The following is a 20,505-nucleotide window of genomic DNA, read 5'->3' on the forward strand; positions in this document are numbered from 1 at the left end:
GCCGCCCGTCAGATATGCAGGATGTATTCACGAACCAGCTTACTGCCGAAATACGCCAGCATCAGCAGGCAGAAACCGGCGAGGGTCCAGCGAATGGCCTTGTGTCCGCGCCAGCCGAGGCGATTACGGCCCCAGAGCAACACGCTGAAAACGATCCAGGCGAGGCATGCCAGCAGGGTTTTGTGCACCAGGTGCTGGGCGAACAGGTTCTCGACGAACAGCCAGCCGGAGATCAGCGACAGCGACAGCAGGGTCCAGCCGGCCCAGAGGAAACCGAACAGCAGGCTTTCCATGGTTTGCAGCGGCGGGAAGTTCTTGATCAGGCCGGACGGGTGTTTGTGCTTGAGCTGATGGTCTTGAACCAGCAGCAGCAACGCCTGGAATACTGCAATGGTGAACATGCCGTAGGCAAGGATCGACAGCAGGATGTGGGCGAGAATGCCCGGTTCTTCGTCGATGACCTGCACGGTGCCGGCGGGGGCGAACTGTGCGAGCAGCACGGTGGCGGCGCCGAGCGGGAACAGCAATATAAGCAGGTTCTCCACCGGGATCCGCGAGCAGGCCAACAGCGTCAGGGCAATCACCGCGGCGGCAATCAGGCTGGCGGCGCTGAAAAAATCCAGGCCCAGGCCAATCGGTGTCAGCAGGTGGGTGAACAGACTGGCGCTATGAGCCAGCACGGCGAGTACGCCGAGCGTGACCAGCAGGCGTTTGTTCGCCTTGGCGCCGGTGGCCAGACGAGTGCCCTGATAGAGGGTCGCAGCGGCATATAAGCAGGCGGCGGCGAGGGTAGTTAGCAAGCTGGGTGACAAGGGGAGCATAAATCCTGTTAGGCAAGCCCGAAAGGCGCTGAGTTTGGCATAGAACCCCCGCAGCACGAAAGACCATGCAACCTGACGACGAGGTGTCCGCCAGACGCAGTCTTCGCTATAATCCGCGACCTGCCCACGCCGCAGGCTCGCCGAGCACACGTTTATTCCGGTCTGGGCCGCCATTATCCCGGTCTACACAGGGCCTGAAAGGATCGCGCAATGTTTGAAAACTTAACCGACCGTCTCTCGCAGACGCTGCGCCATGTCACCGGCAAGGCCAAGCTGACCGAAGACAACATCAAAGACACCCTGCGCGAAGTGCGCATGGCGTTGCTCGAAGCTGACGTCGCCTTGCCGGTCGTCAAGGACTTCGTCAATTCGGTCAAGGAACGCGCCGTCGGCACTGAGGTGTCGCGCAGTCTGACGCCGGGCCAGGCCTTCGTGAAGATCGTCCAGGCCGAACTCGAAAGCCTGATGGGCGCGGCCAACGAAGACTTGAACCTGAGCGCCGTTCCTCCTGCCGTCGTGCTGATGGCCGGTTTGCAGGGGGCGGGTAAAACCACCACCGCCGGCAAACTCGCGCGCTTCCTTAAAGAGCGCAAAAAGAAGTCGGTCATGGTCGTGTCTGCGGACGTTTACCGTCCGGCAGCGATCAAGCAGCTGGAAATGCTCGCAGGGGAAGTCGGCGTTACCTTCTTCCCGTCCGACCTGAGCCAGAAGCCGGTCGACATCGCGCAAGCGGCTATAAAAGAAGCAAAGCTTAAGTTTATTGATGTAGTCATCGTCGACACCGCCGGTCGCCTGCACATCGATGAAGAGATGATGGGCGAGATCAAGGCGCTGCATGCCGCGATCAATCCGGTCGAAACGCTGTTCGTGGTCGACGCCATGACCGGCCAGGACGCCGCCAACACGGCCAAGGCCTTCGGCGATGCGCTGCCGCTGACCGGTGTGATCCTGACCAAGGTCGACGGCGATGCCCGTGGCGGTGCCGCGCTGTCGGTGCGCGCCATCACCGGCAAGCCGATCAAGTTCATCGGTATGGGCGAGAAGAGCGACGCGCTCGAGCCGTTCCACCCGGAGCGTATTGCTTCGCGCATCCTCGGCATGGGCGACGTACTCAGCCTGATCGAGCAAGCCGAGCAGACCCTCGACAAGGACAAGGCCGACAAACTGGCCAAGAAGCTGAAGAAGGGCAAGGGCTTCGACCTCGAAGACTTCCGCGATCAGCTGCAACAGATGAAAAACATGGGCGGCCTCGGCGGCCTCATGGACAAACTGCCAAACATGCCCGGTATGAACCTGGCGCAGATGGGCAACGCCCAGGGCGCGGCAGAGAAACAATTCAAGCAGATGGAAGCCATCATCAATTCCATGACCCCGGCCGAGCGCCGCGACCCTGAGATGATCAGCGGTTCGCGCAAGCGCCGGATCGCCATGGGTTCCGGCACTCAGGTGCAGGACATCGGTCGCTTGATCAAGCAGCACAAGCAGATGCAAAAGATGATGAAGAAGTTCTCCGCGAAAGGCGGAATGGCCAAAATGATGCGCGGCATGGGCGGTATGTTGCCCGGCGGCGGCATGCCGAGAATGTAAAGAATTCGCGCAAGGGCTTGCTCTTGCGCAGCCCACACGGAAGTGGGATCTCCAGCAAACCCGCACTTGGCGGGAGCTGACTGGCCGTTTTCAACGACGGCTCTATAGCAAATCTTGATGGCGACTGAAAGGCTGCCGGAAAAAGTCATTTGCAAAAGTCCGGATATTCCTTAGAATATGCGGCCTTTCGGGCACCTATGCCCGCTGTGCCTTTAGATTTGCAGCACCGACTACAGGAACGATGTTCACATGCTAACAATCCGTCTTGCCCTTGGCGGCTCCAAAAAGCGCCCGTTTTACCACTTGACCGTAACCGACAGCCGCAACCCGCGCGACGGTTCGCACAAGGAACAGGTTGGTTTCTTCAACCCTGTTGCTCGTGGTCAAGAAGTCCGTCTGTCCGTGAACCAAGAGCGCGTAGCCTACTGGCTGAGCGTTGGTGCACAACCTTCTGAGCGCGTTGCTCAGTTGTTGAAGGACGCGGCTAAGGCTGCGGCCTGAGCAATATGAACGCGACGCCAGCTGTTGCTGATGATTTGATCGTTATCGGCAAAATTTATTCGGTTCATGGCGTTCGCGGCGAAGTGAAGGTGTATTCCTTTACTGATCCGACTGAAAACCTGTTGCAGTACAAAACCTGGACGCTCAAGCGCGAAGGTAATGTGAAACAGGTCGAGCTGGTCAGCGGACGTGGGAACGACAAGTTCCTGGTCGCAAAGCTCAAGGGTCTTGATGATCGTGAAGAAGCGCGTCTTCTGGCCGGTTATGAGATCTGCGTGCCGCGCAACCTGTTCCCTGAATTGACCGATGGCGAGTACTACTGGTACCAGCTGGAAGGTCTGAAGGTCATTGATCAACTCGGGCAATTGCTCGGGAAAATCGATCATCTTCTGGAAACCGGCGCCAATGATGTAATGGTGGTCAAGCCTTGCGCTGGCAGCCTGGATGATCGCGAACGCCTGTTGCCCTATACGGAGCAATGCGTGTTGGCCGTCGACCTTGCCGCAGGCGAGATGAAGGTGGAATGGGATGCGGACTTCTAAGCGTGGCTAACTTGCGCGTAGAAGTGATCAGTTTGTTTCCCGAGATGTTCTCCGCCATCAGCGAGTACGGCATCACCAGTCGTGCGGTGAAACAGGGGCTCTTGCAGCTCACCTGTTGGAATCCGCGAGACTACACGACGGATCGACATCACACTGTGGATGATCGCCCATTTGGCGGTGGTCCGGGCATGGTGATGAAGATCAAGCCCCTGGAAGATGCGTTGGTTCAGGCCAAGGCAGCAGCCGGGGAGGCGGCGAAGGTAATTTACCTGTCCCCCCAAGGCCGTCAACTGACTCAGTCGGCGGTACGCGAGTTGGCGAATCTGGATGCATTGATCCTGATTGCCGGCCGCTATGAAGGCATTGACGAGCGCTTTATAGAGGCTCATGTCGATGAAGAGTGGTCGATTGGCGACTATGTACTGTCTGGCGGCGAGCTGCCGGCGATGGTCCTGATCGATGCGGTTACACGGCTGCTGCCTGGAGCTTTAGGGCATGCGGACTCCGCCGAGGAAGATTCCTTTACGGATGGTTTGCTGGATTGCCCGCACTACACCCGACCGGAGGTGTATGCGGATCAGCGTGTTCCCGACGTGTTGCTAAGTGGCAATCACGCGCATATCCGGCGTTGGCGTTTACAGCAGTCCCTTGGTAGGACCTTTGAACGACGCGCCGATCTTCTGGAAAGCCGCTCGCTTTCTGGAGAAGAGAAGAAGCTGCTCGAGGAATACATCCGCGAGCGGGACGATAGTTAACAACGTATCGATGGTAAGTCCGTTGATTTACCTTAGGAGCACAGCATGACTAACAAAATCATCCTTGCACTCGAAGCAGAGCAGATGACCAAAGAGATCCCTACCTTTGCCCCGGGCGACACCATTGTCGTTCAGGTGAAAGTGAAGGAAGGCGACCGTTCGCGTCTGCAAGCGTTCGAAGGTGTTGTTATCGCCAAGCGTAACCGCGGCGTAAACAGTGCTTTCACCGTTCGTAAAATCTCCAACGGTGTTGGCGTAGAGCGTACTTTCCAGACCTACAGCCCGCAAATTGACAGCATGGCCGTTAAACGTCGCGGTGACGTACGTAAAGCCAAGCTGTACTACCTGCGTGACCTGTCCGGTAAAGCAGCTCGCATCAAGGAAAAACTGGCTTAAGTCCAGCTTCCGATGCAGAAAAAAGCAGCCTACGGGCTGCTTTTTTGTTGCCTGCGATTTATCTTCCCTGACCGTACTGTCGGTCTTGCCTGAGCCTTTATGCCCGCCATCGATCATCCACTGATAGACCAATTCCTCGACGCTCTGTGGCTGGAGAAAGGTCTTTCCGATAACACCCGCGATGCCTATCGAAGTGATCTGGCCTTGTTCAACGGCTGGCTGCAGGACAAAGGCCTGGAGTTGATCAACGCCGGACGCGAATTGATCCTCGATCACTTGGCCTGGCGCCTGGAGCAAAACTACAAACCCCGTTCCACTGCGCGATTTCTCTCCGGAGTACGTGGGTTCTATCGTTATTTGCTGCGGGAAAAACTGATCGCCGTCGATCCGACGTTGCGCGTCGACATGCCTCAGCTCGGTAGGCCGCTGCCCAAATCCCTGTCGGAAGCGGACGTTGAGGCGCTGCTGAAAGCGCCCGACCTGAGCGAAGCCATCGGCCAGCGCGACCGCGCCATGCTTGAAGTGCTTTATGCCTGCGGCTTGCGTGTGACGGAGCTGATCAGCCTGACATTGGAGCAGGTCAATCTGCGCCAGGGCGTGCTGCGAGTGATGGGCAAGGGCAGCAAGGAGCGGCTTGTGCCGATGGGCGAGGAGGCGATTGTCTGGGTCGAGCGTTACCTGCGCGATGGCCGCCAGGAGCTGCTTGGCGGGCGTCCCAGCGATGTCATGTTCCCCAGCCAGCGCGGCGAGCAGATGACTCGGCAGACTTTCTGGCATCGCATCAAGCACCAGGCCAAGGTTGCCGGGATCGGCAAATCGCTGTCGCCGCACACCTTGCGCCATGCCTTCGCCACGCACCTGCTCAACCACGGCGCCGACCTGCGGGTGGTGCAAATGCTGCTCGGTCACAGCGATCTGTCGACCACGCAGATCTACACCCACGTCGCCCGCGCACGCTTGCAGGACCTGCACGCCAAACACCACCCCAGAGGCTGAACAAAATCCCTGTAGGAGTGAGCCTGCTCGCGATGGCGATCTGTCAGTCACCGCTGTGTTGTCAGGACTACCGCTATCGCGAGCAGGCTCACTCCTACAGGGGATTGCGTTGTCCCAATGTCTTGCGTCAGGCGCATTCGGCCACAGGGGCCTTATGTGGTAGGCTTTGCCGGTTTGCACGATGGGCGTTTATGACCCGGTGTTTCGGCACGGGCGTTCTGATCGTCCCATTTGTCCGCCTTCAGGAGTTCTCATGCGTCTGACCCAGATTTTCGCCGCCGCAGCCATTGCGTTGGTCAGCACCTTTGCCGTCGCCGATGACGCGGCCGACAAAGCCATTCGTAAAAGCCTGGAAACCCTCCAGCTCGAGGTTCCGGTAGAAAGTATTTCCGCCAGTCCGCTGCCGGGCCTGTATGAAGTCAAACTGCAGGGCAGTCGCGTGCTCTATGCCAGTGCCGACGGCCAATACGTGGTTCAGGGCTACATGTTCCAGCTCAAGGACGGCAAACCGGTCAACCTGACTGAAAAAACCGAACGCCTGGGCGTTTCCAAACTGGTCAACGCAATTCCAGTTGCGGAAACCGTGGTCTATCCGGCGATCGGCGAAACCAAATCGCACATCACCGTATTCACCGACACCACCTGCCCGTATTGCCACAAGCTGCACGCCGAAGTGCCTGAGCTGAACAAGCGCGGCATCGAAGTGCGTTACGTCGCGTTCCCGCGCCAGGGCCTTGGCTCGCCGGGTGACGAACAGCTGCAAGCGGTCTGGTGCTCGAAAGACAAGAAAGCTGCCATGGACAAGATGGTCGACGGCAAGGAAATCAAGGCCGCCAAGTGCGATAACCCGGTTTCCAAGCAGTTCGCCCTCGGTCAGTCGATCGGCGTGAACGGTACACCGGCCATCGTTTTGGCCGACGGCCAAGTCATTCCGGGCTACCAGCCTGCGCCACAAGTCGCCAAACTGGCACTGGGCGCGAAGTAAATTCGCATCGTCACGGTCAGCCATTGACGATCATGGTTCGGCGGCAGCATTCGCCGGGCCATTAATAGAGAACCGCGAGTATGCGGTTGTTTTCACGGCCGGCCTTGAGTCGGCCGTTTTATGGGGAGTTCACAGTGAAACCGGTCAAAGTAGGCATCTGTGGGTTAGGGACCGTCGGTGGCGGTACCTTCAACGTACTTCAGCGTAACGCCGAGGAAATTGCTCGTCGTGCCGGGCGTGGAATCGAAGTGGCACAAATTGCCACGCGCACGCCAAAGCCTCAGTTCCAGACGACCGGTATTGCGATTACCAACGATGTCTTCGAAGTGGCCACGAACCCTGAGATCGACATCGTCATAGAGTTGGTGGGCGGCTACACCGTTGCCCGCGAGCTGGTACTCAAAGCGATCGAGAACGGAAAACACGTAGTGACCGCGAACAAGGCGTTGATCGCCGTTCACGGTAATGAAATTTTCGCCAAGGCCCGGGAGAAGGGCGTGATTGTGGCGTTCGAAGCCGCCGTGGCCGGTGGCATTCCGGTGATCAAGGCGATCCGTGAAGGCCTGTCGGCCAACCGCATCAACTGGGTCGCCGGCATCATCAACGGCACCGGCAACTTCATCCTCACCGAAATGCGTGAGAAGGGCCGGACCTTCGAAGACGTACTCGCCGAGGCGCAAGCCTTGGGTTACGCCGAAGCCGATCCGACCTTCGACGTTGAAGGCATCGACGCGGCCCACAAGCTGACGATCCTGGCGTCCATCGCGTTCGGCATTCCGCTGCAGTTCGACAAGGCTTACACCGAAGGCATCACCAAGCTGACCACCGCTGACGTGAACTACGCCGAAGCGCTGGGCTATCGCATCAAGCACCTGGGCGTGGCGCGCAGCACGGCTGCCGGTATCGAATTGCGTGTGCACCCGACGTTGATCCCGGCTGATCGCCTGATCGCCAACGTCAACGGCGTGATGAACGCGGTGATGGTCAACGGTGATGCCGCCGGTTCGACGCTGTTCTACGGCGCTGGCGCCGGCATGGAGCCGACCGCTTCGTCGGTGATCGCCGACCTGGTGGACGTGGTTCGCGCCATGACTTCCGACCCGGAAAACCGCGTACCGCACCTGGCGTTCCAGCCGGATTCGCTGTCGGCCCACCCGATCCTGCCGATCGAAGCCTGCGAAAGCTCCTATTACCTGCGCATCCAGGCCAAGGACCATCCAGGCGTGTTGGCGCAGGTGGCGAGCATCCTGTCGGAGCGCGGCATCAACATCGAATCGATCATGCAGAAGGAAGTCGAAGAACACGACGGCCTGGTGCCGATGATCCTGCTGACTCACCGCGTGCTGGAACAGCACATGAACGACGCGATCGCCGCCCTCGAAGCCTTGGCTGGCGTGGTCGGTCCGGTCGTACGGATCCGCGTCGAGCACCTGAACTAAGCCGTTATCGTTCACCGGGCTCGCCTGCGGGCCCGGGTTTGCGAACACTGTCTATTGGAGCCAGTCATGCGTTATATCAGTACCCGCGGCCAGGCACCGGCCCTGAATTTCGAAGACGTCCTGCTGGCCGGTCTGGCCACGGACGGTGGTCTGTACGTCCCGGAAAACCTGCCACGTTTCACCCAGGAAGAAATCGCTTCCTGGGCCGGCCTGCCGTATCACGAGCTGGCCTTCCGGGTGATGCGCCCGTTCGTGACCGGCAGCATCCCTGATGCCGATTTCAAAAAGATTCTGGAAGAGACTTACGGCGTGTTTTCCCACAACGCCGTGGCACCGTTGCGTCAGCTGAACGGCAACGAATGGGTGTTGGAGCTGTTCCACGGCCCGACTCTCGCGTTCAAAGACTTCGCCTTGCAGCTGCTGGGTCGTCTGCTCGACTACGTGCTGGAAAAACGCGGTGAGCGCGTGGTGATTGTTGGTGCCACCTCCGGCGACACCGGTTCGGCCGCCATCGAAGGCTGCAAACACTGCGAAAACGTCGACATCTTCATCCTGCACCCGCACAACCGCGTGTCCGAAGTGCAGCGTCGCCAGATGACCACCATTTTCGGCGAGAACATCCACAACATCGCCATCGAAGGCAACTTCGATGACTGCCAGGAAATGGTCAAGGCCAGCTTCGCCGACCAGAGCTTCCTCAAAGGCACGCGCCTGGTGGCGGTGAACTCGATCAACTGGGCGCGAATCATGGCCCAGATCGTTTACTACTTCCATGCAGCCCTGCAGTTGGGCGGCCCGGCGCGTTCGGTGTCGTTCTCGGTGCCGACCGGCAACTTCGGCGACATCTTCGCCGGTTACCTGGCGCGCAACATGGGCCTGCCGATCAACCAGTTGATTGTCGCCACCAATCGCAACGACATCCTGCACCGCTTCATGAGCGGCAATCAGTACGTCAAGGACACCCTGCACGCCACGCTGTCGCCGTCGATGGACATCATGGTGTCGTCGAACTTCGAACGCCTGCTGTTCGACCTGCACGGTCGCAACGGCGCAGCGATTGCCGGGCTGATGGACACCTTCAAGCAAGGTGGCGGTTTCAGCGTCGAACAGGAACGTTGGACCGAAGCCCGCAAGCTGTTCGATTCGCTGTCCGTGGATGACGCTCAAACCTGCGAAACCATCGCCGAAGTTTATGAGCAAACTGGCGAACTGCTGGATCCGCACACCGCTATCGGCGTGAAGGCGGCGCGCGAGTGCCGTCGCAGCCTGGATATCCCGATGGTGATCCTCGGTACGGCCCATCCGGTCAAATTCCCGGACGCAGTGGAAAAAGCTGGCGTAGGAAAAGCGCTCGAACTACCTGCACATCTTTCTGATTTGTTTGAGCGAGATGAGCGCTGCACCGTGCTGCCAAATGACCTGAAAGCCGTACAGGCCTTTGTCAGTCAGCATGGCAACCGCGGCAAGCCTCTGTAACCAATTAAAACTGTCACATTTTGAAGCCCGTCTCCTGACGGGCTTTCTCATTTCTGCATGCCACACTTGTCGGGTTTCGTAAATGAAGAGCCGCCTATGAAGGGCGGGCGAGACGATCACCAAGGAAGTGGCAATGCTGTTTTTCAGAGGGTTAAAACCAGCCGCGTGCTGGGTGTTTTTTTTAGTCGGCACCCTGGGCTTTGCTCAATGGGGGGGCGCGTCGCAATTGGCGGCGACCGATTCCAAAGGATCGGTTGCTGGCCCAATGATCGAGCTGGACGCTCAGGAGTTGAAATGGATTGCCGAGCATTCGAACGTCATCGTCGCATCGGTGCAGTATCCGTTGTACCTGTTCAAGGATAAGCACGGCCAATGGAGCGGCTTGAACAATGATCTGCTCAACCGCATCAGCGCGATGACGGGATTGCAGTTTGTTCACGAAGAATCGTTTTCTACCGATCAGTTGCTCGGGCGACTGGAAAGTGGCGCAGCGGACATGAGCACGACGCTGGCAATGAATGACGAACGCAAGACGTTTCTGGATTTCAGTCATGCGTTCGGTGGTGCTGGCTGGGTGTTCGTCGGGCGGGCCGGGGCGCCAGAGGTGCAATCCCTGGAGCAGCTATCGGGAAAGGTTCTGGTGCTGCCGACCCGGCATGCACTGGAAGCCACGATTCGCCGCGACTATCCGGACATCGAACTGCGCTCGGTTAAAACCTACGCGGAGGCCCGGGCGCTGGTCGAGAGCGGTGAAGCCTATGCCACCATCGAAAACGAAACCGGAGCCCAACTCTATCCGTCCGGGCGGCTCAAGGTCGGGTATGCGGTCGAGGGCAAATGGGAGGCGGACCATCTGGCCGTACGTAAAGGTCAGCCTCAGCTGTCGAGCATCCTCAACAAGGCGCTTGAGGCGCTTGATCCTGCCGAATTGCGCGCCATTCGCTTGAAATGGCTCAGTGGGATTGCCCCCGTCAAGGTGCCCGGTGTCTGGCACCGACTCGCCGAGTGGGGCTGCTGGGGAATGTTTATCGTCAGTCTGTTCGGCCTGTTGTCCCTGCTCTGGAATCGACGGCTCACGGTATTGATCCAGCAGCGCCTGGATGCCGAGAAGAGTCTGAGTGATCAGCTCGCCTTCCAGCATGCATTGATGGACGCCGTGCCCGACCCGATGTTTGTTCGTGATCTGGAAGGACGTTTGATCATGTGCAACAAAAGTTATGAGGAGGGCTTGTCGACCCGTTTCGACCAGGTTCAGGGGCGACAGCTGATTGAACTGGACGTCTTGCCCAAAGAGACCGCCGAACTGCTGCATGCAGAGTTCATGGCCCAGCTCGGTACGCGCAAGACGCGCTTCAGTGAACGTCAATTGATGTTCAACAACGGCGTCAGGCATGTCTATCAGTGGACGGTGCCTTTTTACGGTGCCGACGGACAATTGCGGGGCCTGCTGGGAGGATGGACCGATATCGGCAAGCGTAAGACGCAGGCGTGACGTGGCTGTTTTTTATCTGTCATCTTGGCCGTGCATGCTCTATTGACCCGCGGCGCAGGTTCACCAGCAGTCGGTATCCAGAACTTTCTTCTCGAGCCAGTGGTCATTTACTGTAGGCACGCCCCAGGCACTTTGTTTTCGGACTATTGAGTGGTGATCGAGATGGAAAGTATCAGCCTATTGCTCGGTGAAGCTCTGAGCCCGTACCAGGTAACGTTGACCCCGTCGGGGACCCATGGCGAATGCCTGGTGACACTGAAAAATGCGACTGGCGCGATCGTGGTCGAGCGGGCGTTCAATCAGGCTCAGTTGACCAGCAAACGTCTACTGACGGATGTCGTCGACGGTTTGCATCGCGACGTGCTGATCGCCGAAGGTCGACTGGAGCCCTGCGTCATCGCGGCGTTACGTAATGCTGCCCAGGACAAGATCCTGGCCAACCGAAATTGAATTGTTTTTTGTGGGAACCTTCCTGCGCTTAGGTCAGTCAGACCTTGTAACAGCAGGATCAAGCATTGTGCTCCGGTGCTTGTAGCTTGCTGCCACTGGTCTTTATGTAGGCCACGTTTAACCCCGAGTCGTCTCCCCACTTCTCGGGGTTTCTTTTTGCCTGCGATTTGTCATTGCTCGGCCTGCTGCAGGAAAAATGCCCGGCTGGCTTCCAGGTAGTCGCGGCGACTCTCGGGGTCCAGCCAGGCGGCGTATGCCTCGCTCAAGTGATCGTGGGGCAGGGTGCGCAGCAGTTGGTTGATCTCGATGATCGCCTGCCGGCCCTGGGGGGTGTCGGTACAGCCGATGTAACCGGACAGGTATTTGCCCGTGCCGCGAATCGGGTAGAACTGCAATTCATCTTCCGCGATCCCTTGCTGCTGGGCCTGGTAGCGGATCTCCGAGCGGTACCCCAACAGCATCCGCAAGCGCCCCAGGCGTTGCATTTGCAACAGGCTGCCCAAAGCGTCGTTGCCGTAGTGGAGGGTCAGTGAGTTGGCTGGCGCTTGTTTGAGTAGCGCGTCGAGATATTCGCCGTAGTTGCGCTCGGCAATAATGCCCAGTTTCTCGCGGCCACTGGCCAGCAGGGCCGCCAGGTCCACTTCGCCATCCTCGACAAAGGGCGCCAGCAACTCCCGATCGATGCGCTGCACTGCCAGGCCATTACTCATGGCCCGAAAGACCGGGATGGAAAACGCGATCCAGTCATCGCGCTCCTTGCTCCAGTTCAGCGCTGCATCGCACGTGAGGGATGGCTCGTGGAGCATTTGCAAGCCGCGAGCGCGATTGACTCGCATCAGGGTGTGTTCGTATTGCGGCATGCGGGCGATCAGCAGCGGTAACAGTTGATCGATGACGCCCTGGCCCTTTTTCGATCCTTCGAAAATCATCAGCGGTGGAAGGTCGCGCAATAACCAGACCAGGGTTTCCTTCGGTTGCGCCAACGTTGGCTGAGCCTGGCCGGCGAGCACCAGGAAAAATGCGAACGCGCACAATGCTCGTCCGCCGCGCGTCAGGCAGTGGTTGATGGGCTGCTCGAGCAGGCGCCTCAGCTTAGATGGCCCCGTCTTCACGCAGCTTTGCGATCTGTTCCTTGTCGTAACCAAGATCGTTGAGTACCTGCGCATTGTGTTCGCCCAACTGCGGCCCGACCCATTCCGAAGTGCCGGGTGTCTCAGAGAGTTTCGGCACGATTCCCGGCATCTTGAAATCTTTGCCGTCCGGCAACTTGGCCTTCAGGAACATTTCCCGGGCCAGGTACTGTGGATCACTGAACATGTCTTCAGCACTGAAGATCCGGCTGGCCGGCACGTCGGCCTGATTCAACTGCTCGATGATGGTGTCCAGCGGCAGCGAGTTGACCCAGCGATCAATCACCCCATAAATCTCGTCGCGACGACTGTCGCGTCCGTCATTGCTGGCCAGCACCGGGTCGTTGGCCAGGTCCTCGCGACCAATGATCAGCATGAAACGTTTGAAGATCGCGTCGCCATTGGCGCCGATTTGCACATGCTTGCCGTCGGCACTGGTGTGGATCGAGGAGGGCGTGATGCCCGGCATGATGTTGCCGGTGCGCTCGCGGATGAAGCCGAACACGTCGAACTCGGGGACCATGCTTTCCATCATGGCGAAGATCGCTTCATACAGCGCCACATCCACCACTTGGCCGAGACCACCGTTGACCTCGCGATGACGCAGGGCCATCAATGCACCGATCACACCCCACAACGCGGCAATCGAGTCACCAATGGAAATCCCGGTGCGCACCGGTGGTCGGTCTTCGAACCCCGTGATGTAGCGCAGGCCGCCCATGGATTCACCAACGGCGCCAAAACCTGGTTGATCTTTCATCGGCCCGGTCTGACCGAAACCCGAGAGACGCACCATCACCAGTTTCGGGTTCAGAGCGTGCAAGACTTCCCATCCCAGACCGAGTTTTTCCAACACGCCTGGGCGAAAATTCTCGATCAGAATGTCCGCTTCGCTGAGCAGTTTTTTCAGGATCGCCAGGCCGTCGGGGTGTTTGAGGTTCAGGGTCAGGGATTTCTTGTTGCGCGCCTGGACGAACCACCACAGCGAGGTCCCTTCATACAGTTTTCGCCATTTGCGCAACGGATCGCCGCCATCGGGGGACTCGATTTTGATCACCTCGGCACCGAACTCGCCGCAAATGCGCGAGGCAAACGGCCCGGCGATCAGCGTACCCAATTCTATGACTTTCAGACCTGAGAGCGGTTTTCCGGTGAGCGGCATGCTGGTTCCTGTAGGACAAAGGTTGAGCGGATACAGGGTTTTAACATAGCCGAACGTCAGACGACCAAGGTTGATCGCCTTCAATTCGTGGATTGCCTACCGCATCGGTTAGACTTGCCGCCTTTCCCCGTATCAAGAAGCCCGTTCATGGCCCAGCCGTCCACGACCTACAAGTTTGAACTGAACCTTACCGACCTCGATCGCAGCGTGTACGAGAGCGTGAAGCAGACCATCGCCCGTCACCCTTCGGAGACCGAAGAGCGCATGACCGTGCGGCTGCTGGCCTACGCCTTTTGGTACAACGAGCAACTGTCGTTCGGTCGCGGTCTGTCAGACGTGGACGAACCTGCCTTGTGGGAAAAGAGCCTGGACGACCGTGTCCTGCACTGGATCGAAGTCGGCCAGCCAGACGCCGATCGCCTGACCTGGTGCTCACGTCGCACCGAGCGCACCAGCCTGCTGGCCTACGGCAGCCTGCGTGTCTGGGAGACCAAAGTAATCCCGGCGATCAAAAACCTGAAAAACGTGCACATCGCTGCTGTTCCGCAGGAAGTGCTGGAAACCCTGGCCAAGGACATGCCCCGCGTTATCAAGTGGGACGTGATGATCAGCGAAGGGACGATTTTCGTCACCGACGACCGTGGTCAGCACGAAGTCCAGTTGCAGTGGCTGAGCGGCGAACGCGGCTGATTATTCGCTGCTGGTCCGCGTTACCCGTTTTTATCCTACGTATTCAAGAGAAGCACCTGTCACCCCATGCGCATCGAACCTCGCCTGTTGCCCGACACCCTGCCATTCCTCGGTGATCTGCCGCCGCTGCTGACCCGTCTGTACGCGGCGCGGGGCGTGCTGTCCGAGGCTGAACTGGACAAGAGCCTGGCGCGGCTGATTCCGTTCCAGCAACTCAAAGGCATCGATGCCGCAGTGGATTTGCTGGTGACGGCGCTGGAGCAGCGTCAGCGGATTCTGATCGTCGGTGACTTCGACGCCGATGGCGCGACAGCCAGTACGGTGGGCATGTTGGGCTTGCGCCTGCTGGGCGCGGCTCACGTCGACTATTTGGTGCCGAACCGATTCGAGTATGGCTATGGCCTGACGCCGGAAATCGTCGAAGTGGCGTTGACCCGTACACCACAGTTGCTGATCACTGTGGACAACGGTATCTCCAGCGTTGAAGGCGTGGCGGCGGCGAAAAAGGCCGGGCTCCAGGTGCTGGTCACCGACCACCACTTGCCCGGTGACGAATTGCCGCTGGCCGATGCCATCGTTAACCCCAACCAACCGGGTTGCGAGTTTCCGAGCAAGGCGCTGGCCGGCGTCGGGGTGATTTTCTATGTGCTGATGGCTTTGCGTGCGCGTTTGCGCAGCCTCGGCTGGTACGAGAGCAAGCCGCAGCCGAACATCGGCGAGTTGCTGGACTTGGTGGCGCTGGGCAGCGTCGCCGACGTGGTACCGCTGGATGCCAACAACCGGATTCTGGTGCACCAGGGCCTGGAACGGATTCGCGCCGGGCGCGCGCGGCCGGGGATCAAGGCGATCCTCGAAGTCGCCAAGCGTGACCACACGCGCATCACCTCTACCGACCTGGGTTTCATTGTCGGCCCGCGTCTGAACGCGGCGGGGCGTCTGGATGACATGAGCCTGGGCATCGAATGCCTGCTCACCGAAGACGCCGGTCTGGCGCATGAAATGGCCGCTCAACTCGACGGCATGAACCAGGACCGTAAATCCATCGAGCAGGGCATGCAGCGTGAAGCGCTGGCTCAACTAAAGGATTTGCCGGTCGAGTCGATGCCGTTCGGCTTGTGCCTGTTCGATCCCGAGTGGCACCAGGGTGTCATCGGAATCCTCGCGTCGCGTATGAAAGATCGCTATTTCCGTCCGACCATTGCCTTTGCCGATGCCGGCGATGGCCTGCTCAAGGGCTCGGGGCGTTCGGTTCAGGGGTTTCATATTCGCGACGCGTTGAGCGTGGTGGCGGCGCAGCATCCGAATCTGATCAGTAAATATGGCGGCCATGCGATGGCCGCCGGCCTGACGCTGCCGGAAGCGAATTTTCCGTTGTTCGCCGAAGCCTTTGATGCGGAAGTGCGTAGGCAATTGCGCGAAGAAGACCTGACCGGACGTTTGCTGTCGGACGGCACGCTGGCGGTCGAGGAGTTCCACCTGGAGCTGGCCCGCGCCCTGCGCCATGCCGGTCCTTGGGGGCAACATTTCCCGGAGCCGTTGTTCCACGGCGTGTTCCAGCTGGTCGAGCAGCGGGTGGTCGGCGAGCGGCACCTCAAGGTGGTGCTGAAGAGTGAATGTGGTTCGGTGAAGCTGGATGGCATTGCCTTCGGAATCGACCGCGACATCTGGCCGAATCCGACCATCAAATGGGTGGAATTGGCCTACAAACTCGACCTCAACGAGTTCCGTGGCAACGAGACGGTGCAGTTGATGATTGCCCACATCGAACCGCGTTGACCCCATTCGCGGGCAAGCCTCGCTCCTACAGATCACCGATACCTGTAGGAGCGAGGCTTGCCCGCGAAGGCGATTTCCTTCACACCGAATCCCTCGGAACCCTCCCTCATCCCCCGATGTCGACTAGTCTCTAAGCACTGCTTGATTATCCTTGTGACGTCTTGTCGAATTTTTTGCCCGCGGGGGCGGGTGCTATACCTTTTTCCTGTCACTCGTCGACTTTCAAACAGAACCCTGGAGCCTGCCCACTGATTCGAGAGGTGCCCCATGAGTCTGCTGCTTGAACCCTATACCCTTCGTCAATTGACCCTGCTCAACCGCATTGCGGTGTCGCCGATGTGCCAGTACTCCAGCGTCGATGGACTGGCCAATGACTGGCACCTGGTCCACCTCGGCAGCCGCGCTGTCGGCGGGGCCGGCCTGGTGTTTACCGAAGCCACGGCGGTGACCGCCGATGGACGCATCACCGCCCAGGACCTCGGCCTGTGGAACGATGAACAGATCGAACCGTTGCAACGCATCACGCGCTTCATTGCAGCTCAAGGCGCTGTGGCCGGCATTCAGTTGGCTCACGCCGGGCGCAAGGCCAGCACCCATCGGCCGTGGATCGGCAAACATGGCAGCGTTAAACCCGAAGACGGTGGCTGGATCCCGGTGGGCCCATCACCAATTGCTTTCGACCCGCAGCACACCCACCCCAAGCAGCTCGATGATGGCGAGATCGCTGAGGTCATTCAGGCCTTTGTCGCTTCGGCCAAACGGGCGCTGACCGCCGGTTTCAAAGTGGTGGAAATTCACGCCGCCCACGGTTACCTGTTGCATCAGTTTCTTTCGCCCCTGAGCAATCAGCGGCGCGATCAATATGGTGGTTCGTTCGAGAATCGCATCCGGCTGGTACTGCAAGTCACCGAAGCGGTGCGTGCGGTGTGGCCTGAAGAGCTACCGCTGTTCGTGCGGGTGTCGGCCACCGATTGGGTGGAAGACGGCTGGAACCCCGATGAAACCGTGGAGCTGGCGCGACGCCTGCATGCGTTGGGCGTAGACCTGATTGACGTCTCGTCGGGCGGTACGGCGGCCAATGCTGAGATTCCTACAGGTCCCGGGTATCAGACCCGCTTCGCCGAACGTGTGCGCAAAGAGTCAGGTATTGCCACCGGCACGGTAGGAATGATCACCGAGCCGGCACAGGCCGAGCACATTCTGCGTACCTGCCAGGCTGACATCATCTTCCTGGCGCGTGAGCTGCTGCGTGATCCGTACTGGCCGCTGCATGCCGATGATGACCTGGGTGGGCGCAAGGCCATCTGGCCGGCGCAGTATCAGCGGGCCACCCATCGTGAACAGCCGATTCATGAGTCGGATTTGCGCGACTGATTGACGCTGTAAAACCAAAAAGCCCCGGTCGAGTTGACCGGGGCTTTTGCGTTTCTACCGCTGTCAGGTGTACTTGCGCTTCTCAGGCGCAGGCGGGAAGTACTGGTACAACCAGGTTTCACTCAACGTGCGGTCATTAGTACGAATGAACAACCGTAGCTCCACCGGCGCGACGCTGTCATTGGTCGGGTACCAGTCAAAGGTAATGCGGTAACCCTTGATGTCATCCAGCACCAGCACGTTGAAATCCTTCACTTGCCCATTCGAGCACGTCACCACCGGCTCGATCCCCGCGCCTTCCGGCAAGCGGTCCAGACCGCCACCGGTGAAGTCCACGGCAAACCGTCGAGCCCAAACCTCCGGGTAATGCTCGCCGGGGGCCCAGCCTTCGATGAAGCCGCCCATGCCCGAACGCGTGGCGTTGACCCGCGCCAACGGCGTGCCGACCGGAGGCAGTGCGCTCCAGTACAGCTTGTAGCCGTAGTTCAGGGAGTCGCCGGCCGCGACCGGTTTTTTCGGGGTCCAGAACGCGACGATGTTATCCAGGGTTTCGCCGGTCGTAGGAATTTCCAACAGATCGATAGAGCCTTCGCCCCACGCGGTCGTAGGTTCTACCCACAGGCTCGGACGCTTGCTGTACCAGTCGACCGTGTCTTGATAGCTGTCGAACTCATGATCGGTCTGCACCAGGCCGAAACCTTTGGGGTCGGTGTCGGCGAAGGCATTGAATTGCAGGGTGGCCGGGTTGTTCAGCGGGCGGCAGATCCACTCGCCGTTGCCGCGCCACATGGCCAGGCGATCAGAGTCGTGGATTTGCGGGTGAATCGTGTCGCACATGCGCCGTTCGTGGGTGCCGCAGCTGAACATGCTGGTCATTGGCGCAATGCCCAGTTGTTCGATGGCGGTACGCGCGTTGATGTGCGCATCGATGGCCATGACGACCTGGCTGGCCTGACAGTCGATGTCGAAACGGTAAGCGCCGGTGGCGCTCGGTGAATCCAGCAGGGCGTAGACCACGAACCGGGTACTGTCCTTGTCCGGGGTCTCGAACCAGAACTTGGTGAAGTCCGGGAATTCTTCACGCTTCTTGGCATAGGTATCGATCGCCAGGCCGCGTGCCGACAGACCGTACTGGCCTGAGGCATCGACTGCACGGAAATAGCTGGCGCCGAGGAAGGACAGCACGTCGTGCTGGTCCAGCTCCGGGGCCTTGAACAGCTTGAACCCGGAAAACCCCAAATCACCCGTGAGCTGTTTGGTGTCGACCGTGGTTTTTTCATAGTTGAACAGGGAAGGGCGGAAATGCACCTCTCGCGCCTGACGCGTCTTGGGATCGACGCTGTACATGCGCACCGGTTGTTTGAAACCCATGCCCACGTGGAAGAACTGCACATCCAGCTGACCATTGAGGTCATTCCACAGCGAGTGGTTGCCGTCGTAGCGGATCGCGTTGAAGTTCTGCGGCGTCATGGTCGCCAGGGTCGGCGGCAACACCTGCTTGGTGTCCTGATAGCGATTACCGGCAAGCTGCTTGGCCTGGATTTTCAGCGCTTCGAAGTCGAATGCCTGAGCCTCGCCATCCGCCGCGCCGGTACCGGCCCAGGCCCGGGCAGCCAACAGGCCAGACGCTGATAAACCGGTGTAGGCAGCGATGGCCATGGATGCTTTGAGCAAATTCCTGCGGTGCATAAGTTCAACCTGTCGTGAACAATCCCGCGCCGTTCCTGGCACGTGCTGGATCAAAAATAGAGGTTCGGACATGCCTTCGGCCAAACGCAACGGACATTAAACAGATAACAAATAGCTTAAACCGTTCGGTTGTGTAGAAAAAATGATTGGTAGCACTTTGGCTTCGCGGCAATGAAACAAGAAATGTCGGTTAAGTTTTCTGACAGTACTTTCTGATTTTTAGGGCGTTTCTGCTTTTTTCGACTAATTACTCTAAAAATCGCTTTTCACCGCCGTGATAGTTCCTATTCTGTGTTCATGACCGACCTCTGCCCTTCAGGCCGGCGACTACAAAAAGGAGAGGGCGATGCGGTTTTTGAAGTTTTCTCGGGCTTATAGAAGGACATCGTCCATGACGAAAGTACAAGGCATCACCCAGTTGCTGGGCATCCTTCCTTGCCTGACCACAGCGCGCCGAAGGCGTCGGGTCAGTTCGGACGAGATGAAGTTGTTGGAACGCTATCGGGAACTGTCGGAAAGCGACCAGATTGCGATGCGGTATCTGGTGGATGCGATGAGGAGTGTTTCGCGGTTTTAAGGAGGTACTACGTTCAGCCGCCGCGATAGTGTTGCGGCTGAATGTCGCCGATTACCAATTTTGCGATCGCTCTGCCCGCTGGTGCAGAACACGCAGTACCTGTATCTGGCCATGCATCAAACGATAGGGAGCAATGAATGGATAACGACCGAATACCAGCTCACGTACATCCGGTACTACTGAAGGCCTTCCCGACCCTGGAAACTGCTCCAGTTGGTTGAAGGATTGCAGAAAAATCGCTATGACCTCCAATGCGGCATCAGCACCAAGGGCGACTTGGTAATACTCATGAATAGAATCGAGGTCACTTTCCGCTTTTTCAGTCAGTACTACGCTCGGCACGTTTTGCCCACTTAGCCTTTACGGCATCCAGATCGGTGAGTTTTCCTGCGTCGGCGTCTTTTATGCCGTCGCTTATGGCTTGCAGATGCCATGACTCGGCTTCTACATATCGAACCAATGCTCGCTTGAGATGGTACTGACGGTCTCGATCGGTGGCCGCTGCCAGACTATCAAGCTGTTGGGCAAGCGTTTCTTCAACTCGAAAAGACAAAACGGGCGAGGCCATGGCGGCTCTCCTAGAAATGTATACGTTGTAAACGACGTAAACACCCTAGGTCTTACTGGCTTGTTCGTCAACCGATCGCCTTGCATTGGTTTGAAGAAA

General features: G+C 58.7%; 21 protein-coding genes. 15 read left to right on the forward strand and 6 right to left on the reverse strand.

The features are described 5' to 3' along the window. Positions 1–8: 8 nt before the first annotated feature. Positions 9–821, reverse strand: a complete 813-nt coding sequence (locus ABH912_RS26120; protein WP_429511953.1) for a cytochrome C assembly family protein — start codon at positions 819–821, stop codon at positions 9–11. A 210-nt stretch (positions 822–1,031) separates the two neighbouring features. Between ABH912_RS26120 and ffh the strand changes: the two genes are divergently transcribed. The 11 genes from ffh (at position 1,032) to ABH912_RS26175 (ending at position 11,440) form a co-directional block, all read left to right on the forward strand. After that, positions 1,032–2,408, forward strand: coding sequence for a signal recognition particle protein (gene ffh / locus ABH912_RS26125; protein ID WP_033056394.1), 1,377 nt, complete (start codon positions 1,032–1,034; stop codon positions 2,406–2,408). A gap of 249 nt (positions 2,409–2,657) precedes the next feature. Then, positions 2,658–2,909, forward strand: coding sequence for a 30S ribosomal protein S16 (rpsP, locus tag ABH912_RS26130; protein ID WP_007944872.1), 252 nt, complete (start codon positions 2,658–2,660; stop codon positions 2,907–2,909). Between the two features lie 5 nt (positions 2,910–2,914). Further along, on the forward strand, positions 2,915–3,451 hold the full coding sequence (rimM, locus tag ABH912_RS26135) for a ribosome maturation factor RimM (protein WP_008014731.1): 537 nt from the start codon (positions 2,915–2,917) through the stop codon (positions 3,449–3,451). Continuing rightward, the gene (trmD, locus tag ABH912_RS26140) at positions 3,433–4,206 is read left to right on the forward strand and encodes a tRNA (guanosine(37)-N1)-methyltransferase TrmD (protein WP_154503229.1); all 774 of its coding nucleotides are present in this window, start codon (positions 3,433–3,435) and stop codon (positions 4,204–4,206) included. Before rimM ends, trmD begins: the two co-directional genes overlap by 19 nt. Positions 4,207–4,251: 45 nt before the next feature. Further along, positions 4,252–4,602 carry a 50S ribosomal protein L19 gene (gene rplS, locus ABH912_RS26145; RefSeq protein ID WP_003175895.1) on the forward strand — a complete coding sequence of 117 codons (351 nt, stop codon included), beginning with the start codon at positions 4,252–4,254 and terminating at the stop codon, positions 4,600–4,602. A 99-nt stretch (positions 4,603–4,701) separates the two neighbouring features. After that, entirely contained in the window at positions 4,702–5,598 is an 897-nt protein-coding gene (gene xerD, locus ABH912_RS26150; RefSeq protein ID WP_033056393.1) for a site-specific tyrosine recombinase XerD, read from the forward strand. A gap of 253 nt (positions 5,599–5,851) precedes the next feature. Continuing rightward, positions 5,852–6,583 (forward strand): bifunctional protein-disulfide isomerase/oxidoreductase DsbC, encoded by a 732-nt coding sequence (gene dsbC, locus ABH912_RS26155; RefSeq protein ID WP_017340265.1) that lies wholly within the window; start codon positions 5,852–5,854, stop codon positions 6,581–6,583. 134 nt (positions 6,584–6,717) lie between these two features. Further along, positions 6,718–8,022, forward strand: coding sequence for a homoserine dehydrogenase (locus tag ABH912_RS26160; RefSeq protein WP_033056454.1), 1,305 nt, complete (start codon positions 6,718–6,720; stop codon positions 8,020–8,022). 66 nt (positions 8,023–8,088) lie between these two features. Next, complete coding sequence (thrC, locus tag ABH912_RS26165; RefSeq protein ID WP_033056392.1) at positions 8,089–9,498, forward strand: threonine synthase; 1,410 nt, start codon at positions 8,089–8,091, stop codon at positions 9,496–9,498. 133 nt (positions 9,499–9,631) lie between these two features. Next, the gene (locus ABH912_RS26170) at positions 9,632–10,990 is read left to right on the forward strand and encodes a transporter substrate-binding domain-containing protein (protein WP_033056391.1); all 1,359 of its coding nucleotides are present in this window, start codon (positions 9,632–9,634) and stop codon (positions 10,988–10,990) included. Between the two features lie 162 nt (positions 10,991–11,152). Further along, on the forward strand, positions 11,153–11,440 hold the full coding sequence (locus ABH912_RS26175) for a DUF3509 domain-containing protein (RefSeq protein ID WP_033056390.1): 288 nt from the start codon (positions 11,153–11,155) through the stop codon (positions 11,438–11,440). Positions 11,441–11,610: 170 nt separating this feature from the next. Here the strand turns inward: ABH912_RS26175 and ABH912_RS26180 are convergent, their stop codons facing one another. Next, positions 11,611–12,606 carry a TIGR02285 family protein gene (locus ABH912_RS26180; RefSeq protein ID WP_050482801.1) on the reverse strand — a complete coding sequence of 332 codons (996 nt, stop codon included), beginning with the start codon at positions 12,604–12,606 and terminating at the stop codon, positions 11,611–11,613. Beyond that, positions 12,533–13,732 (reverse strand): CaiB/BaiF CoA transferase family protein, encoded by a 1,200-nt coding sequence (locus ABH912_RS26185; protein ID WP_033056389.1) that lies wholly within the window; start codon positions 13,730–13,732, stop codon positions 12,533–12,535. The genes ABH912_RS26180 and ABH912_RS26185 overlap by 74 nt, the downstream gene beginning before the upstream one ends. Positions 13,733–13,879: 147 nt before the next feature. Here ABH912_RS26185 and ABH912_RS26190 point away from each other — a divergent pair, with 147 nt between their 5' ends. The 3 genes from ABH912_RS26190 to ABH912_RS26200 all read left to right on the forward strand — a co-directional run bounded on the left by ABH912_RS26190 (position 13,880) and on the right by ABH912_RS26200 (position 17,572). Beyond that, entirely contained in the window at positions 13,880–14,422 is a 543-nt protein-coding gene (locus ABH912_RS26190) for a YaeQ family protein (protein ID WP_007897614.1), read from the forward strand. Positions 14,423–14,488: 66 nt separating this feature from the next. Next, positions 14,489–16,198 carry a single-stranded-DNA-specific exonuclease RecJ gene (gene recJ, locus ABH912_RS26195; protein ID WP_033056388.1) on the forward strand — a complete coding sequence of 570 codons (1,710 nt, stop codon included), beginning with the start codon at positions 14,489–14,491 and terminating at the stop codon, positions 16,196–16,198. 267 nt (positions 16,199–16,465) lie between these two features. Then, positions 16,466–17,572, forward strand: coding sequence for an NADH:flavin oxidoreductase/NADH oxidase (locus tag ABH912_RS26200; RefSeq protein ID WP_429511954.1), 1,107 nt, complete (start codon positions 16,466–16,468; stop codon positions 17,570–17,572). Between the two features lie 63 nt (positions 17,573–17,635). Here the strand turns inward: ABH912_RS26200 and ABH912_RS26205 are convergent, their stop codons facing one another. Continuing rightward, positions 17,636–19,261 carry a glucan biosynthesis protein D gene (locus ABH912_RS26205; RefSeq protein WP_033056386.1) on the reverse strand — a complete coding sequence of 542 codons (1,626 nt, stop codon included), beginning with the start codon at positions 19,259–19,261 and terminating at the stop codon, positions 17,636–17,638. A 391-nt stretch (positions 19,262–19,652) separates the two neighbouring features. Between ABH912_RS26205 and ABH912_RS26210 the strand changes: the two genes are divergently transcribed. Then, positions 19,653–19,838 carry a hypothetical protein gene (locus ABH912_RS26210; protein ID WP_033056451.1) on the forward strand — a complete coding sequence of 62 codons (186 nt, stop codon included), beginning with the start codon at positions 19,653–19,655 and terminating at the stop codon, positions 19,836–19,838. A gap of 51 nt (positions 19,839–19,889) precedes the next feature. On the opposite strand, the gene ABH912_RS26215 is transcribed toward ABH912_RS26210, so the two are convergent. Beyond that, the gene (locus tag ABH912_RS26215) at positions 19,890–20,180 is read right to left on the reverse strand and encodes a type II toxin-antitoxin system RelE/ParE family toxin (RefSeq protein WP_429511955.1); all 291 of its coding nucleotides are present in this window, start codon (positions 20,178–20,180) and stop codon (positions 19,890–19,892) included. After that, a complete protein-coding gene (locus tag ABH912_RS26220) occupies positions 20,158–20,406 on the reverse strand; it encodes a CopG family ribbon-helix-helix protein (RefSeq protein ID WP_414923805.1) in 249 nt (82 codons plus the stop codon). The genes ABH912_RS26215 and ABH912_RS26220 overlap by 23 nt, the downstream gene beginning before the upstream one ends. Between the last annotated feature and the right edge of the window lie 99 nt (positions 20,407–20,505).

Source organism: Pseudomonas sp. BT76 TE3572 (assembly GCF_050435365.1).
Taxonomy (GTDB): domain Bacteria; phylum Pseudomonadota; class Gammaproteobacteria; order Pseudomonadales; family Pseudomonadaceae; genus Aquipseudomonas; species Aquipseudomonas fluorescens_W.

Bases quoted from the DNA above. Each gene is read 5' to 3' on its own strand.
- recJ (WP_033056388.1), top strand. From the start codon at position 14,489: ATGCGCATCGAACCTCGCCTGTTGCCCGACACCCTGCCATTCCTCGGT.
- ABH912_RS26210 (WP_033056451.1), top strand. From the start codon at position 19,653: ATGACGAAAGTACAAGGCATCACCCAGTTGCTGGGCATCCTTCCTTGC.
- ABH912_RS26220 (WP_414923805.1), bottom strand. From the start codon at position 20,406: ATGGCCTCGCCCGTTTTGTCTTTTCGAGTTGAAGAAACGCTTGCCCAA.
- ABH912_RS26190 (WP_007897614.1), top strand. From the start codon at position 13,880: ATGGCCCAGCCGTCCACGACCTACAAGTTTGAACTGAACCTTACCGAC.
- ABH912_RS26120 (WP_429511953.1), bottom strand. From the start codon at position 821: ATGCTCCCCTTGTCACCCAGCTTGCTAACTACCCTCGCCGCCGCCTGC.
- rplS (WP_003175895.1), top strand. From the start codon at position 4,252: ATGACTAACAAAATCATCCTTGCACTCGAAGCAGAGCAGATGACCAAA.
- ABH912_RS26205 (WP_033056386.1), bottom strand. From the start codon at position 19,261: ATGCACCGCAGGAATTTGCTCAAAGCATCCATGGCCATCGCTGCCTAC.
- ABH912_RS26200 (WP_429511954.1), top strand. From the start codon at position 16,466: ATGAGTCTGCTGCTTGAACCCTATACCCTTCGTCAATTGACCCTGCTC.
- ABH912_RS26175 (WP_033056390.1), top strand. From the start codon at position 11,153: ATGGAAAGTATCAGCCTATTGCTCGGTGAAGCTCTGAGCCCGTACCAG.
- trmD (WP_154503229.1), top strand. From the start codon at position 3,433: ATGGGATGCGGACTTCTAAGCGTGGCTAACTTGCGCGTAGAAGTGATC.
- rpsP (WP_007944872.1), top strand. From the start codon at position 2,658: ATGCTAACAATCCGTCTTGCCCTTGGCGGCTCCAAAAAGCGCCCGTTT.
- ABH912_RS26185 (WP_033056389.1), bottom strand. From the start codon at position 13,732: ATGCCGCTCACCGGAAAACCGCTCTCAGGTCTGAAAGTCATAGAATTG.
- ffh (WP_033056394.1), top strand. From the start codon at position 1,032: ATGTTTGAAAACTTAACCGACCGTCTCTCGCAGACGCTGCGCCATGTC.
- thrC (WP_033056392.1), top strand. From the start codon at position 8,089: ATGCGTTATATCAGTACCCGCGGCCAGGCACCGGCCCTGAATTTCGAA.
- dsbC (WP_017340265.1), top strand. From the start codon at position 5,852: ATGCGTCTGACCCAGATTTTCGCCGCCGCAGCCATTGCGTTGGTCAGC.
- rimM (WP_008014731.1), top strand. From the start codon at position 2,915: ATGAACGCGACGCCAGCTGTTGCTGATGATTTGATCGTTATCGGCAAA.
- xerD (WP_033056393.1), top strand. From the start codon at position 4,702: ATGCCCGCCATCGATCATCCACTGATAGACCAATTCCTCGACGCTCTG.
- ABH912_RS26170 (WP_033056391.1), top strand. From the start codon at position 9,632: ATGCTGTTTTTCAGAGGGTTAAAACCAGCCGCGTGCTGGGTGTTTTTT.
- ABH912_RS26180 (WP_050482801.1), bottom strand. From the start codon at position 12,606: ATGCGCAGGTACTCAACGATCTTGGTTACGACAAGGAACAGATCGCAA.